Source organism: Paraburkholderia sp. J7 (assembly GCF_905220155.1).
GTDB lineage: Bacteria > Pseudomonadota > Gammaproteobacteria > Burkholderiales > Burkholderiaceae > Paraburkholderia.
Window position 1 is genome coordinate 163,514 of sequence record NZ_CAJMYZ010000006.1, and the last position, 13,292, is coordinate 176,805.

Consider the following 13,292-nt stretch of genomic DNA (forward strand, 5'->3'; position numbering starts at 1 on the left):
GTTTAGCGTCGCGGCAGCGTTTGCCGCGGCGACCGCTCGTCGTCGTACATTACGTATTTGCGGCCTTCCACGTGGTGCGCAATGGTGCTGCGCACCTCGGCCGCCGTCACGTCTTCCGCCACGACGCGGCGCGAAATGCGCCCGTCACCATCGATCCACTCGACGATCCGGCAGGTGCTGCCCCAAGGCTGCATGAGCGGCTCGGATACCCGGCAGCCGCGCACGACGATCGAACGACCGTCGAAGGACGTATCAGTCTGTTTCAAGTCGCTATCCTTTCCGCTCGACACGGGTTGAACATCGCGCCAAGGATAGGGAAATCGCAGTCTGAAATGGTTACAGCCGGAACCAGGGTTGTTACTAATCATTACGCGACAGTACACAGCTTCCGCACCCGCGCGCCGCGCTCAATCCAGCTCGCGTACCCGGTCGATTGCTTCCTCGAGACGCTCCACGGCAATCACCTGTAAACCTTCGATTGGCTGCTTCGGCGCATTGGCGCGGGGAATCAGCGCGCATGAAAAACCGAGCTTCGCTGCCTCCTTCAGACGATCCTGGCCGCGCGGCGAGGGTCGGATCTCGCCCGCCAGACCGACTTCGCCAAAAACGATCAGACCCTTGGGCAACGCCTTGTTACGCATCGAAGAGTGGATGGCGAGCAGCACGGCGAGATCCGCGGCCGGCTCCGTGATTTTCACGCCGCCCACCGCATTGAGGAAAACGTCCTGATCGAAGCACGCAATGCCGGCATGGCGATGCAGCACCGCCAGCAGCATCGCCAGCCGGTTTTGTTCGAGGCCGACGGCCAGACGCCGCGGATTCGGCACGTGCGCTGTGTCGACGAGCGCCTGCACCTCGACGAGCAGCGGACGCGAGCCCTCCTGGGTCACGAGCACGCAGGAGCCCGGCACGCTCTGCTCGTGCTGCGAGAGAAAGAGCGCCGAGGGATTCGCCACGCCGCGCAGGCCCTTCTCGGTCATGGCGAACACACCCAGTTCGTTGACCGCGCCGAAGCGGTTCTTGAATGCGCGCACGAGACGGAACGACGAATGCGTGTCGCCTTCGAAATACAGCACGGTGTCGACGATATGCTCGAGCACGCGCGGCCCAGCGAGATTGCCCTCCTTCGTCACGTGGCCGACCATGATGATCGCCGTGCCCGACTGCTTCGCGATACGGGTGAGCTGCGCCGCGCACTCGCGCACCTGCGCGACGGAACCCGGCGCGGAAGTCAGCGCTTCGGAATAAATCGTCTGGATCGAGTCGATGACCGCGACATCGGGCTTCTCGGCCTCGATCGTTGCCTGGATCTTTTCGAGCTGGATCTCGGCGAGCAGTTGCAGCTCGCTCGCCATGGATCCCGGATCGAGCAACGCCAGTCGTTGCGCGCGCAACGCGATCTGCGCAGCCGACTCTTCGCCGCTCACATAGAGCGCGCGACGCTCCGCCGCGATCTGCGCGAGCGACTGCAGCAACAACGTCGACTTGCCGATGCCAGGATCGCCGCCGATCAGCACCACACCGCCCGCGACGAGACCGCCGCCCAGCACGCGGTCGAATTCCCCCACGCCGGTCGTGAAGCGCGGCACGTCGGACGCCTCGATATCGGCGAGACGCCGCACCGGCGCGCTCTTCGCGAGCGACTGAAAGCGGTGGCTGCTCGCCGATTCGGCAACGCCTTCCACCAGCGTGTTCCACGCGCCGCACGCGGGGCACTGGCCTTGCCACTTGGGCGCCTGGCCGCCGCATTCGGTGCACGTGTACAGTGTCTTGACCTTCGCCATGCTCTTTGCCATGGCGTTATTCGGCCCGCACCGGCACGCGCGGCGCAACGGCGCACATCAGCTCGTAGCCAATCGTGCCACAGGCTTTCGCGACGTCGTCGATCGGCAGGTTGTTGCCCCACAGTTCCACACGGGCGCCCACGCCCGCGGTGTGCACGGGCGTGAGGTCGACGGTGAGCATGTCCATGGAGACGCGGCCCACGACATGCGTGAGCACGCCGTCGACGATCACCGGCGTGCCTTCGGGCGCGACACGCGGATAGCCGTCGGCATAACCGCACGCCACCACGCCGATGCGCATGGGCTTGCGCGCCGTGAAAATCGACCCGTAGCCGACGGTCTGCCCTTCGGCGACGTGCTGCGTGGCGATGAGTTCGGACGCGAGCGTCATGGCCGGCTGCAGGCCTGTGCCTTCGAGCGCCGAGGAGAAGCCCGAAGGCGAAGCGCCATAAAGAATGATGCCGGGGCGCACCCAGTCGAAGTGCGTCGAAGGATGCCAGAGCGTGGCAGCCGAATTGGCGAGGCTGCGTGCACCCGCAATGCCTTGCGCGCCGCGCTCGAACGCGGCCATCTGCTCGCTCACGCCGCGCGGCGTGTCGGCGTCGGCGAAGTGCGTCATCAGCGTGATCTGGCCGATGCCGGCACAGGCGCGCGCGCGCTCCCACGCGGCGCGGTACTTCTCGGGCGTATAGCCGAGCCGGTTCATGCCGCTATTCATCTTGAGCTGAACGTTGACCGGCTTCGAGAGACGCGCCATTTCGAGCATGCGCATCTGCTCGTCGCTGTGCACGACGGTCGTGAGGCTGTAGCGGTCGATCACATCGATGTCGGTCGGCCGGAAAAAGCCTTCGAGCAGGAGGATCGGACCTGCCCAGCCGAGCTCGCGCAGCTTGACGGCTTCCTCGAGGTCGAGCAGGCCGAAACCGTCGGTTGCGCGCAGGCCGGGAAACGCGCGCGCAAGCCCGTGCCCGTAGGCGTTGGCCTTCACCACGGCCCAGATTTTCGACTTTGGCGCGTACTTGCGGACGACGGCGAGGTTATTGGCGAGAGCGGCGGTGTGGATCGTTGCTGAGAGGGGGCGCGGCATGGGAGATTTTTTCGCAAAGACGCTTTCGAATCAGGAGCTTACAGGGTGTTTTCAGCGCCCCGCAGGCCCGCCTGACGGGCGCTCAAGGATTGTGCTAGTCCGAATACGCCTATTTTCGTGATATAAAGCCCTGCGCACAACCCATTTCGAACGTAATAAGCCCGGATGCCTCCCACCCGTCCGGGGCGGACGGACCGCAGCGAGGAAAGCATCGCATCAGATGAAAAAAGGCTTTTACACCATCATGGCCGCGCAGTTTTTTTCGTCGTTGGCCGACAATGCGCTCCTGATCGCTGCGATTGCACTGCTGAAAGATCTCCACGCCCCGAACTGGATGACGCCGCTGCTCAAGCTGTTCTTCGTCCTCTCCTACGTCGTTCTTGCCGCCTTCGTCGGCGCCTTCGCAGATTCCCGCCCCAAGGGCCGCGTGATGTTCATCACGAACACGATCAAGGTCGTCGGCTGCGCCATGATGCTGGCGGGCACGCATCCTTTGATCGCCTATGGTGTAGTGGGTTTCGGCGCGGCGGCGTATTCGCCCGCCAAGTACGGCATCCTGACCGAGCTGCTGCCGCCTGAGCGCCTCGTCGCCGCCAATGGCTGGATCGAGGGCACGACAGTCGGCTCGATCATTCTCGGCACCGTGCTCGGCGGCGCGTTGATCAGCCCCCACATCGCCTCGCATGTGCTGCGCCATACGCCCGCCGCGATCAGCACGCCCGCCGAAGCCGCGATGGTCGTGATCATGGTGATCTACGTGATCGCCGCCCTCTTCAATCTGCGTATTCCCGACACCGGCGCGCGCTATCCGCGCCAGCAGCACGGTGTCATCCGCCTCATCACCGATTTCGCCGACTGCTTCAACATCCTCTGGCGCGACAAGCTCGGGCAGATCTCGCTCGCGGTCACGACGCTCTTCTGGGGCGCAGGCGCGACGCTGCAATTCATCGTCCTCAAGTGGGCCGAAGTCTCGCTCGGCATGTCGCTCTCCGAAGGCGCGGTGCTGCAGGCCGTGGTGGCCGTGGGCGTGGCGGCCGGCGCCATGATCGCGGCCGCGCGCATACCGCTCAAGAAGTCGCTCTCGGTGCTGCCGGTCGGCATCATCATGGGGCTTGCCGTCATGCTCATGGCGTTCTACACGCGCCATCTCTTTCCGCCGCATTGGGGCCTGCATATCGGCCATTTGCGCGTTCCCGGCTACCTGATTTTTGCCTACATTTTCCTCATGGTCGTGGGCGGCCTCTCGGGCTTCTTCGTCGTGCCGATGAACGCGCTGCTCCAGCATCGCGGCCACGTGCTGCTCTCCGCCGGCCACTCCATCGCCGTGCAGAACTTCAACGAGAATCTTTCGGTGCTCGTGATGCTGTGCCTCTATGCCGTGCTCGTGTGGCTCGACGTGCCGGTGACCATCGTGATCGTGCTGTTCGGCACGTTCGTCTGCCTGATGATGTGGCTCGTGATGCGCCGCCACCAGGCGAATCAGCGCTCGTTCGACTCGGTCGCCCTGATCGGCGAAAATCACAGGCATTGATGGGCGTGCGGGGTCCGACGTAATCGGACCGCCGCCTCCGCCGAACCGAATTTTCCCTGTGCACGCGCGGCGACACGCCGCGCGCGACGCGCATCTGACGCTGCCATGACTTCATCGATTTCCAACGTTCTCACGATCGCCGGCTCCGACTCGGGCGGCGGCGCGGGCATTCAGGCCGACCTCAAGGCGTTCTCCGCGCTCGGCGCGTACGGCGCGAGCGTCATTACGGCGCTCACCGCGCAGAACACGCGCGGCGTCACCGCGATCCACGCGCCCGACGCGGGGTTCGTCACCGCGCAGCTCGACGCCGTGTTCGACGACATCCGCATTGATGCCGTGAAGATCGGCATGCTCGCCAATGCCGACATCGTGCGCGCCGTCGCCGATGCGCTGCGGCGGCACAAGCCGGCGCGTGTCGTGCTCGACACCGTCATGATCTCGAAGAGCAATCACGCGCTGCTCGCGCCCGAAGCGGTCGCCGCGCTGCGCGAGGAGCTTCTGCCACTGGCTGGCGTCGTCACGCCGAATCTGCCGGAAGCCGCTGCACTGCTCGGTGTGGCGCCTGCCGCCGACGAAGCCGCGATGGTCGAGCAAGGCGAAGCGCTGCGCGCGCTAGGTGCGCAAGCGGTGCTGATGAAAGGCGGCCATCTGGGCAGCGCGGACAGCCCCGACTGGCTCATCGAAGCCGGTGGCACGCTGCGTCTTGCCGGCCCACGCGTGCCGGTCACGAATACGCACGGCACCGGCTGTACGCTCTCTTCCGCGATTGCCGCACTGTGGCCGCAACGCGGCGCGCTCGCACCGGCCGTTAGCGAAGCCAAGCAGTATTTGACGGCGGCGCTGGAGGCGAGCGAGCGGCTCGACGTCGGTCATGGCGTCGGGCCGGTGCATCACTTCTGGCGCTGGTGGTAAGCGCACTTTCACGCGCTTGTTGACCGGCAACTCACTGACGCGAAAATGCCGCGGCGCGCGCGGGCCAATCGTCGGGAACGATGAAACCGCGCGACATTTCGCGGTAGCCGCCCGCGCCGTCGGTCGCGAATGCCGCAACCAGGACCGGGTCATCTGGCCGGGCTAGCGCGGTGACCAACGCGTTGGGGTCGATGGGCGACGCTGTGCTTGCGGTTGCTTGCGCTGCACCCGGCACGGCCGCCAGCCTGCGTGGCGCGAGCCACGCGAGCCTCGGCAACACGCTCCAGCCATCGGCCGTCTGTTGCCGCGCGAACGCCGGCCAGTCCGAACGCGTGACCCACCAGCCGCGCCCATGATCTGCGGCCAGCTCAGGGGCGTCCTCCACGCGTGACGGTGCCGCTTCTCCCGCCCGGTAAAAAAGCCAGCCCTTCACGAACATCTGTGCAAGCCACTGGCCTTCGTAACCAAGCGAGGCGAATTCTTCGCGTGCGCTCATACGCAGCTGATGGTCGCGCAGATGCGTCAGCTTCAGATCGAAGCGATCGCGCAAGTTCGGCCCGACGAATTCGGCAAGCGATGCGCGTGCGGCATCGCCGGGCCCCGCGTGCAGGTAACACTTCACCGCCAGTTCCCAATGCAGGCGCGCGCCCGCACGCGTCTGCACGAGGAAATCGCACTCGCCGAGCGTGATGCCTGCACGACGCAACGGCACATTTTGCGCGACGAGTTGGGCCGCAGGTCCATTCGCGAGAAACCATCCCAGCAGATTTTCGGCATAGCGTCCAAGGCGATGCGTCGGCGCGGCCATGAGCGCTTCGTGCAGATGCGCCGGATCGCGATCGAGTTGCGCGAGCCAGTCGCACGTGGCGCGAGCTTCTTGCGCATTGGCACACCATTGCGCAAGCGGTGCGAGCGGTGGTTGCGCACGCAACAGATCGGGGCTGTAGAGCAGCCACGCGAGATCGCGCACGGCCGGATCAGTGAGGCGATCGATCAGATCGTGGTCCGCGCAAGCGTCGGGTACGCGCTGCGGCCCGGCATCGTCTCGCGGCCCGCCTTCGCCCGGGGCACTGCTCGCACCGGATACGTCCGCGGGCCGCGCGGCGTTCATTGCTCGCCGCCGGAGGCTGCTCGCCAGGTGTCGCGCGCGAGGCAGAGGTCGGTCCAGGCCTTCGCCTTGTCGTGCAGGCTGCGCAGCAGATACGCGGGGTGATAGGTGACGATGACGGGCACGCCCTCGTACTCGTGAACGCGTCCGCGCAGCGACGCGATGCTCCCTTCGGTCTTGAGCAGGCTCTGCGCCGCGAAACGCCCGAGCGCGACGATGATCTTCGGCTTCACGAGCGCCACCTGACGCTGCAAATACGGCTCGCAGCGCGCGACCTCGTCGGGCTCCGGATTGCGGTTGCCAGGCGGGCGGCACTTGATCACGTTCGCGATATAGACGTTCTCGCCGCGCGCGAGCGAGAGCGCACGCAGCATGTTGTCGAGCAGCTTGCCCGCCTGACCGACGAAGGGCTCGCCCTGACGGTCCTCGTTCTCGCCGGGCGCCTCGCCGATCAACATCCAGTCGGCCTTGCGATCGCCCACGCCGAACACGGTGTTGGTGCGTTTCTCGCACAGACGGCAGCGGGTGCACGAGGCGACGCGCTCGGCGAGCGCGTCCCAGTCGAGCGTCGCGACGTCGTTGCGGGGTGCGCCGCTCGTTTGCGCAGGCTCGGCCTCGTGCGGCAGAACCGGCTGGGCCACCGAGTCGAACCACGCGAAATCTTCGTCCGTGAGCGGCGGCGGTTCATCGGATGAATGCGGCGCGGGCTGCGAGGGCGCGGCGGCGCGCGCAACGGGTTGCGGTGGCTGGGGGGCGGCCGGTTGTGCTTCGGCGGGCTGCACCGCGGCGGCCGGGCGCGCCGCTTGCACCACTGGCGCTTCGATTTCGACTTCGGCGCGCGTCACCGCGGGCGACGGTGCGACGGCCGCGTCATCAGGAGACGCTTCGAGCGACGCGCCACCCTGCGTTCCCTTACGCACCCAGCGTGGCGCGAGCCCAAGCTCCTCCAGCGCGATCTCATCGAGCGGCATCCGCGCCCTCCCCTGCAAAAGAAAAACGCATCACGAGTGCGTCCTCGCGGCTGTGGTGCTTCGCCGGATAGTAGTTCTTGCGACGGCCGATCGTGACGAAGCCGAATTGTTCGTACAGCCGGATGGCCCGATGATTCGAAGGCCGGACTTCGAGCAGCAGGCCTTCGAGACCTTGCGAGCGCGCAATGCGGACCGCCTCGCGCAGCATCGCGAGCCCGGCGCCCGCACCCTGCGCCTGAGGCGCGACGCAAAGATTCAGCAGATGCATCTCGTCGACCACGGGCATCAGCACGCAATAGCCGACCAGCATGCCAGTGACATGACGCATGCACAGACCGTAATAGCCATTGCGCAGCGAGTCTTCGAAATTGCCGCGCGACCACGGAAACTCGTACGCCGAGCGCTCGACGATCGCGACTTCGTCCAGGTCGCTTTCGGTCATCGGCGACAAATAGCGGTCGGTCATGAGCACGCCGCTCATTGCGCGCCCTCGCCGCCCACGCCACCTTCCCCCGCTCCGCCCGCACCACGTTGCGCCGCGGCCTTCGCGGCGAGGCGTTCGGCCGTGGTTTGCGCGACCTTGTTGCGCACGTATTCGGGCGCGGCCTGGTCAGCGGGTTGCGTGCGGCCCGCGCGAAACGCGCGCAACGCCGCGTGCGCGAGCGGCAACGCGTGCGGGAGCGCCTCGGCGTCGATCGTGCGCGCGGCGGCAGCGGCTGTCAGGCGCGCGCCGAACGCGGCGGCGGCGTTGCCCGCCAGCGTGAACGGTGCGTCGGGCGCGGCGATGTGCTCCGGCGAGTCGAGCGATGCCGGCTGCAACGTGCGCCAGTCGCCAACCGCGGCGTCCCATTCGAAATCGGCCCAGTAGGCTTCGTCCATGCGCGCGTCGAGGGCGGCCAGCACGCGGGTCGCGGCGCAATCGCGCAGCCGTGCGCTCTCCGCACAGACGAGCAGCGTGCCCACCGGCACCACCGGGATATCGAGACCGAACGCGAGCCCTTGCGCCACGCCCGTCGCCGTGCGCAAACCCGTGAAGGAGCCCGGACCCGCGCCGAACGCAATCGCGTCGCAGTCGGCGAGCGTGAGGCCGGCTTCGTCGAACAATTCGGCTATGGCGGGCAGCAGCCGCGTGCTGGAGACGGCGCCCGTGGCTTCGTGGCGCACCCAGACGCTGACTTCCGACAGCGATCCGGAGGCGGTCTCGCCGCCGGTGGAGGGGGAACGATCTGCGCCGCCGGGGGCGACGCGAAGCAGCGCGACCGAGCAATATTCGGTCGAAGTATCGAGGGCAAGCAGCACGGTTTCGGTCATGAGCGCTATTGTAATGCCCCGCCCCCCGCGCGGGCCCCCGGCTCTCGCCATCTGGCGGTTGCGCGGGCGCCCTGCCGCCCCTTGGCTCATTCGGGCCAGCCATAAGTGGAGGAATCGCTCCAGCTTTTCCGGGGTTTGCGCTGCTACCATCGGCGCGCTGACCTGAACCACCAAGCGGAGGAAACAACATGAGCGACGTGAACACGCAGTTCACCCAAGCCCAGCAAGACGTGCAGCAACTGCCGGAGCGCCCCGGCAATCTGACGCTGCTGCGCCTCTACGCACTCTTCAAGCAGGCGACCGAAGGCGACGTGCACGGCGACAAGCCCGGCTTCACCGACATCGTCGGCAAGTACAAGTATGAAGCGTGGGCCGCCCTGCAAGGCACGGCACAGGAAACCGCGAAGCAGCAATACGTCGAACTCGTCGAATCGCTCAAGAGCGGCGCCACGAGCTGATCAGGCCCTTTCCAGAAAACCGCCTGGCGCACGCCAGGTAAAAGCGGTGCGTGACGAAGCGGGCGACCCGGCCCGCTGCGTCACGCCGCCGCGCCCGCGCCTTCGCGGTGCGTCGCTCTGGCGCGCCGCAACAAAACGAGATATACTGCGTGCTGCGTTGCGCTCCGGTCGCTCGTTCGATCAGCACAACGCCTCGTAGCGTTAAGCTCCAATCCAGTTTAGAACCTGTCCCCCCCTGCTTGGCCCTGTTTTCGGGCCGTCAAGTATCAGGCTGGCGACTGGCCAATCCCGGCCGAAGTCGCACCCAAAACAGCTTCTAACGAAAAATCCGCCATTGCGCGCGGATTGCCCCCGTTTTTCGATTTGTTCGCAAAATCCGACGACTTGGGTATGCCGATTGGCGCCGACGTTCTATTTCCTGTGTAACAAGGATTTTCATGACTTCGAGCAATACCCAAAGCCCCCTGGACGCAATCGCCGATCAGGCCCTCGGTCTTCCCGCCGCCGCCGACGCTTCCGCTGAAGCCCCCGCGCAGGCCGCAGATGCAACCGACGGTTCGGAATTCGCGTCGCTCGGTCTGTCGCCGGAGATCGTCTCCGCGCTGATCGCAGCGGGCTACAAGGCCCCGACGCCCGTGCAGGAACGCGCCATTCCTGCCGCCATCGCCGGCCGCGACCTGCTGGTCTCGAGCCCGACCGGTTCGGGCAAGACCGCAGCATTCATGCTGCCCGCCATCGAGCGCTTCGCGCAGATCCAGAAGGCCCAGGCCGCCCAGCCGCGCGAGCCGCGTCCGCAAGGCCAGAACGGCCAGCAAGCCGATCGCCGCCAGCGCCGCCCGCAACCGGTCGCGCGCCCCGGCCTCCTCGTGCTCACGCCGACGCGTGAACTCGCGATGCAGGTAACCACCGCCGCTTCGACGTACGGCAAGCACCTGCGCCGTCTGCGCACCGTGAGCATTCTCGGCGGCGTGGCATACGGCCAGCAGCTCATGCTGCTCGCGAAGAACCCCGAGATTCTCGTGGCGACGCCTGGCCGTCTGCTCGATCACCTCGAGCGCGGCCGCATCGACCTGTCCGAACTCAAAATGCTCGTGCTCGACGAAGCCGACCGCATGCTCGACATGGGCTTCATCGACGACATCGACACGATCGTCGCCGCCACGCCCGAAACGCGTCAAACGATGCTGTTCTCGGCCACGCTCGACGGCAAGATCGCTTCGATCACCGGCCGCCTGCTGAAGGACCCGGAGCGTATCGAGATCGTGCGCAAGGTCGAAGCGAACTCGAATATCGCGCAAACCGTGCACTACGTGGACGACCGCGATCACAAGGATCGTCTGCTCGACCACCTGCTCCGTGACGAAAGCCTCGACCAGGCCGTGGTGTTCACGGCCACGAAGATGGACGCCGACCAGCTCGCCGGCAAGCTTGCCGACGCCGGCTTCGAAAGCGCCGCGCTGCACGGCGACCTGCCGCAAGGCGCGCGTAACCGCACGATCCGTGCGCTGCGCGAGCGCCGCGTGCGCGTGCTCGTCGCGACCGACGTCGCGGCGCGTGGTATCGACATCCCCGGCATCACGCACGTGTTCAACTACGACCTGCCGAAGTTCGCCGAAGACTACGTGCACCGTATCGGCCGTACCGGCCGTGCCGGCCGCTCGGGTGTGGCGGTGAGCCTCGTGCATCACGCCGAGCAAGGCGCGCTCAAGCGCATCGAGCGTTTCGTGCGCTCGCCGCTGCCCGTGAACGTCGTGGAAGGCTTCGAGCCGCGCAAAGCGCCGCCGGCTAACCGCGGCTTTGGCGGCCGCGGCCGTCCGGGCGGTGGCAATGGCGGTGGCCGTCGCTTCGGTAACGGTGGCGGCAATGGCAAGCCGGGTGGCTACGGCGCCCGTGGCGGCAATGGCGGCAACGGTGGCGGCGATCGCAACGGCAACAGCTGGGGCAACAAGCCGGAAGGCTCGCGCGGCGGCTATGGCGCCCGCGAAGGCGGCTACGGTTCGCGTGAAGGCGGCTTTGGTGGCGGCTCGCGTAGCGGCGAAGGCAACCGTGGCGGCTACGGCCAGCAACGCGAAGGCTACGGCCGCTCGCGCGAAGGCGGTGGCGGTTACGGCGCGCGCCGTAACGACGGCCCGCGTGGCGCACGTCGCGACAGCTAAATCGTCGACAAGCGGCGCACGGCGCGGCCTTTGAGCCGCCCCGCCGCCGCAGCAACATGCTCAGGACCGGTGCTTAGGCACCGGTCTTTTTTTATCGACGCCCGAATTTCACGATATGAAAAATTTTTTTACCTCGTAAAAAATCGTGCTGCATGGCACAAAGCGCTCGATTGCAAGATGGAAAATTGCCTTTCACATTGCAAAAATAGTTTTTTACATCGTTGATTTTATTGAAATAAAAAAGCACAAAAAAGCCCATCGCACGTCTGTTGGTGGTCGACCGATTTGCCTAGACTCTTATATAAGAGTTCGTGAAACGAAACGCCCAAATCCAGAAGCCGGCGCCTTCGTTTTGCGAGATTCAGCGGTTCAGCCGTTTCGTTTCAGCGATCCACTATCAGGCAAACGAAGGAGCACACCATGTCGACTCGTCAACAGCAAGCCCGGCAACTCCAGCAGCAATGGGAAACCGATCCGCGCTGGAACGGCATCAAACGCAACTACACCGCTGACGACGTGGTGCGCCTGCGCGGTTCGATCCAGCCTGAGCATACGCTCGCGAAAAACGGCGCCGAAAAGCTCTGGCAAGGCGTGAACACCGAGCCGTTCATCAACGCATTGGGCGCGCTCACGGGCAACCAGGCCATGCAGCAAGTGAAGGCCGGCCTGAAGGCAATCTATCTGTCAGGCTGGCAGGTCGCGGGCGACGCCAACCTCGCCGGCGAAATGTACCCGGACCAGTCGCTCTACCCGGCAAACTCGGTGCCGCAGGTCGTCAAGCGCATCAACAATACGCTCACGCGCGCCGACCAGATCCAGTGGTCCGAAGGCAAGAATCCCGGCGACGAAGGCTACACCGACTTCTTCCAGCCGATCGTGGCGGACGCCGAAGCCGGCTTCGGCGGCGTGCTGAACGCGTTCGAACTGATGAAGGCGATGATCGAGGCGGGCGCGGCGGGCGTGCACTTCGAAGACCAGCTTGCCTCGGTGAAGAAGTGCGGGCACATGGGCGGCAAGGTGCTCGTGCCGACGCGCGAGAATATCGCCAAACTCACGGCCGCGCGTCTGGCCGCCGACGTCTGCGGCGTGCCGACCGTACTGCTCGCCCGCACCGACGCGGAAGCCGCCGACCTCGTGACGTCCGACATCGACGACAACGACAAGCCGTTCCTCACAGGCGAGCGCACCGTGGAAGGCTTCTTCCGCACGAGAAACGGCCTCGAACAGGCCATCTCCCGCGGTCTCGCCTACGCGCCGTATGCCGACATGATCTGGTGCGAAACGGGCAAGCCGGATCTGGAGTTCGCGAAGAAGTTCGCCGAAGCGATCCACAAGCAGTTCCCGGGCAAGCTGCTCTCGTACAACTGCTCGCCGTCGTTCAACTGGAAAAAGAATCTCGACGACGCGACGATCGCCAGATTCCAGCGCGAACTCGGTGCAATGGGCTACAAGTTCCAGTTCATCACCCTTGCGGGCTTCCACTCGCTCAACTACTCGATGTTCAACCTTGCGCACGGCTACGCGCGCCAGAACATGAGCGCGTTCGTCGAACTCCAGCAGGCCGAGTTCGCCGCCGCCGAAAAGGGCTTCACCGCTGTGAAGCACCAGCGCGAAGTGGGCACGGGCTACTTCGACGCCGTGACGCAGACGGTCGAGCGCGACGCCTCGACCACGGCGCTGCACGGTTCGACGGAGGACGAGCAGTTCTTCGACAAGAAGGTGGCGTAAGACCACCGGCAGTAACGGCAGTAACGGCGGCGCAAGCCGCCGCGCACGAACAGGCAGCTGGCACGCGTACCTTGGCGGGGCGCGCCGGATGCCCACCGGCGCGGCCCGGGCGCATGCCGCAAGGCGTTTCAGGGAGGAAGCGGTAGAGGACACAGGCCGCGCGTGCCGGACAGAATCCGGCTCGCGGCTCGCCCAGCCAACGCACCGGGCGAGCATGGCCTTGTGCTTCATCGCGAATCGGCGAAA

Annotated in this window: 12 protein-coding genes; 5 read left to right on the forward strand and 7 right to left on the reverse strand. The window is 65.8% G+C overall.

Annotated elements, in window-relative coordinates:
- Positions 1 to 2: 2 nt before the first annotated feature.
- The 3 genes from U5A58_RS12050 to alr form a co-directional block, all read right to left on the reverse strand.
- Positions 3 to 266 (reverse strand): DUF2866 domain-containing protein, encoded by a 264-nt coding sequence (locus tag U5A58_RS12050; protein ID WP_233271643.1) that lies wholly within the window; start codon positions 264 to 266, stop codon positions 3 to 5.
- A gap of 141 nt (positions 267 to 407) precedes the next feature.
- Positions 408 to 1,784, reverse strand: coding sequence for a DNA repair protein RadA (gene radA / locus U5A58_RS12055; RefSeq protein WP_321961742.1), 1,377 nt, complete (start codon positions 1,782 to 1,784; stop codon positions 408 to 410).
- Positions 1,785 to 1,800: 16 nt separating this feature from the next.
- Complete coding sequence (gene alr, locus U5A58_RS12060) at positions 1,801 to 2,871, reverse strand: alanine racemase (protein ID WP_321961617.1); 1,071 nt, start codon at positions 2,869 to 2,871, stop codon at positions 1,801 to 1,803.
- Positions 2,872 to 3,091: 220 nt separating this feature from the next.
- Between alr and lplT the strand changes: the two genes are divergently transcribed.
- Positions 3,092 to 4,402: a lysophospholipid transporter LplT gene (lplT, locus tag U5A58_RS12065; RefSeq protein WP_321961618.1), complete on the forward strand. Its 1,311-nt coding sequence runs from the start codon at positions 3,092 to 3,094 to the stop codon at positions 4,400 to 4,402.
- Between the two features lie 105 nt (positions 4,403 to 4,507).
- Complete coding sequence (gene thiD / locus U5A58_RS12070) at positions 4,508 to 5,314, forward strand: bifunctional hydroxymethylpyrimidine kinase/phosphomethylpyrimidine kinase (RefSeq protein ID WP_321961619.1); 807 nt, start codon at positions 4,508 to 4,510, stop codon at positions 5,312 to 5,314.
- A gap of 31 nt (positions 5,315 to 5,345) precedes the next feature.
- Here the strand turns inward: thiD and U5A58_RS12075 are convergent, their stop codons facing one another.
- Genes U5A58_RS12075 through tsaB form a run of 4 tightly spaced genes read right to left on the reverse strand, consistent with a single transcriptional unit; the run spans position 5,346 to position 8,713 of the window.
- Complete coding sequence (locus U5A58_RS12075; protein ID WP_321961620.1) at positions 5,346 to 6,425, reverse strand: DUF1853 family protein; 1,080 nt, start codon at positions 6,423 to 6,425, stop codon at positions 5,346 to 5,348.
- Positions 6,422 to 7,393, reverse strand: coding sequence for a uracil-DNA glycosylase (locus U5A58_RS12080; protein WP_321961621.1), 972 nt, complete (start codon positions 7,391 to 7,393; stop codon positions 6,422 to 6,424). Before U5A58_RS12080 ends, U5A58_RS12075 begins: the two co-directional genes overlap by 4 nt.
- Positions 7,380 to 7,874 carry a ribosomal protein S18-alanine N-acetyltransferase gene (rimI, locus tag U5A58_RS12085; protein WP_321908834.1) on the reverse strand — a complete coding sequence of 165 codons (495 nt, stop codon included), beginning with the start codon at positions 7,872 to 7,874 and terminating at the stop codon, positions 7,380 to 7,382. Before rimI ends, U5A58_RS12080 begins: the two co-directional genes overlap by 14 nt.
- Complete coding sequence (gene tsaB, locus U5A58_RS12090; protein WP_415765208.1) at positions 7,871 to 8,713, reverse strand: tRNA (adenosine(37)-N6)-threonylcarbamoyltransferase complex dimerization subunit type 1 TsaB; 843 nt, start codon at positions 8,711 to 8,713, stop codon at positions 7,871 to 7,873. The genes rimI and tsaB overlap by 4 nt, the downstream gene beginning before the upstream one ends.
- Positions 8,714 to 8,892: 179 nt before the next feature.
- Between tsaB and U5A58_RS12095 the strand changes: the two genes are divergently transcribed.
- From U5A58_RS12095 to aceA, 3 genes are all read left to right on the forward strand, one after another.
- On the forward strand, positions 8,893 to 9,162 hold the full coding sequence (locus U5A58_RS12095) for an acyl-CoA-binding protein (protein ID WP_321961622.1): 270 nt from the start codon (positions 8,893 to 8,895) through the stop codon (positions 9,160 to 9,162).
- 437 nt (positions 9,163 to 9,599) lie between these two features.
- Complete coding sequence (locus tag U5A58_RS12100; RefSeq protein WP_321961623.1) at positions 9,600 to 11,318, forward strand: DEAD/DEAH box helicase; 1,719 nt, start codon at positions 9,600 to 9,602, stop codon at positions 11,316 to 11,318.
- 420 nt (positions 11,319 to 11,738) lie between these two features.
- Positions 11,739 to 13,046, forward strand: a complete 1,308-nt coding sequence (gene aceA / locus U5A58_RS12105) for an isocitrate lyase (protein WP_321961624.1) — start codon at positions 11,739 to 11,741, stop codon at positions 13,044 to 13,046.
- Positions 13,047 to 13,292: the final 246 nt, after the last annotated feature.

Coding starts and splice junctions, on each gene's coding strand:
- radA (WP_321961742.1), bottom strand. CDS start 1,784: ATGGCGAAGGTCAAGACACTGTACACGTGCACCGAATGCGGCGGCCAG.
- alr (WP_321961617.1), bottom strand. CDS start 2,871: ATGCCGCGCCCCCTCTCAGCAACGATCCACACCGCCGCTCTCGCCAAT.
- lplT (WP_321961618.1), top strand. CDS start 3,092: ATGAAAAAAGGCTTTTACACCATCATGGCCGCGCAGTTTTTTTCGTCG.
- thiD (WP_321961619.1), top strand. CDS start 4,508: ATGACTTCATCGATTTCCAACGTTCTCACGATCGCCGGCTCCGACTCG.
- U5A58_RS12075 (WP_321961620.1), bottom strand. CDS start 6,425: ATGAACGCCGCGCGGCCCGCGGACGTATCCGGTGCGAGCAGTGCCCCG.
- U5A58_RS12080 (WP_321961621.1), bottom strand. CDS start 7,393: ATGCCGCTCGATGAGATCGCGCTGGAGGAGCTTGGGCTCGCGCCACGC.
- rimI (WP_321908834.1), bottom strand. CDS start 7,874: ATGAGCGGCGTGCTCATGACCGACCGCTATTTGTCGCCGATGACCGAA.
- U5A58_RS12095 (WP_321961622.1), top strand. CDS start 8,893: ATGAGCGACGTGAACACGCAGTTCACCCAAGCCCAGCAAGACGTGCAG.
- U5A58_RS12100 (WP_321961623.1), top strand. CDS start 9,600: ATGACTTCGAGCAATACCCAAAGCCCCCTGGACGCAATCGCCGATCAG.
- aceA (WP_321961624.1), top strand. CDS start 11,739: ATGTCGACTCGTCAACAGCAAGCCCGGCAACTCCAGCAGCAATGGGAA.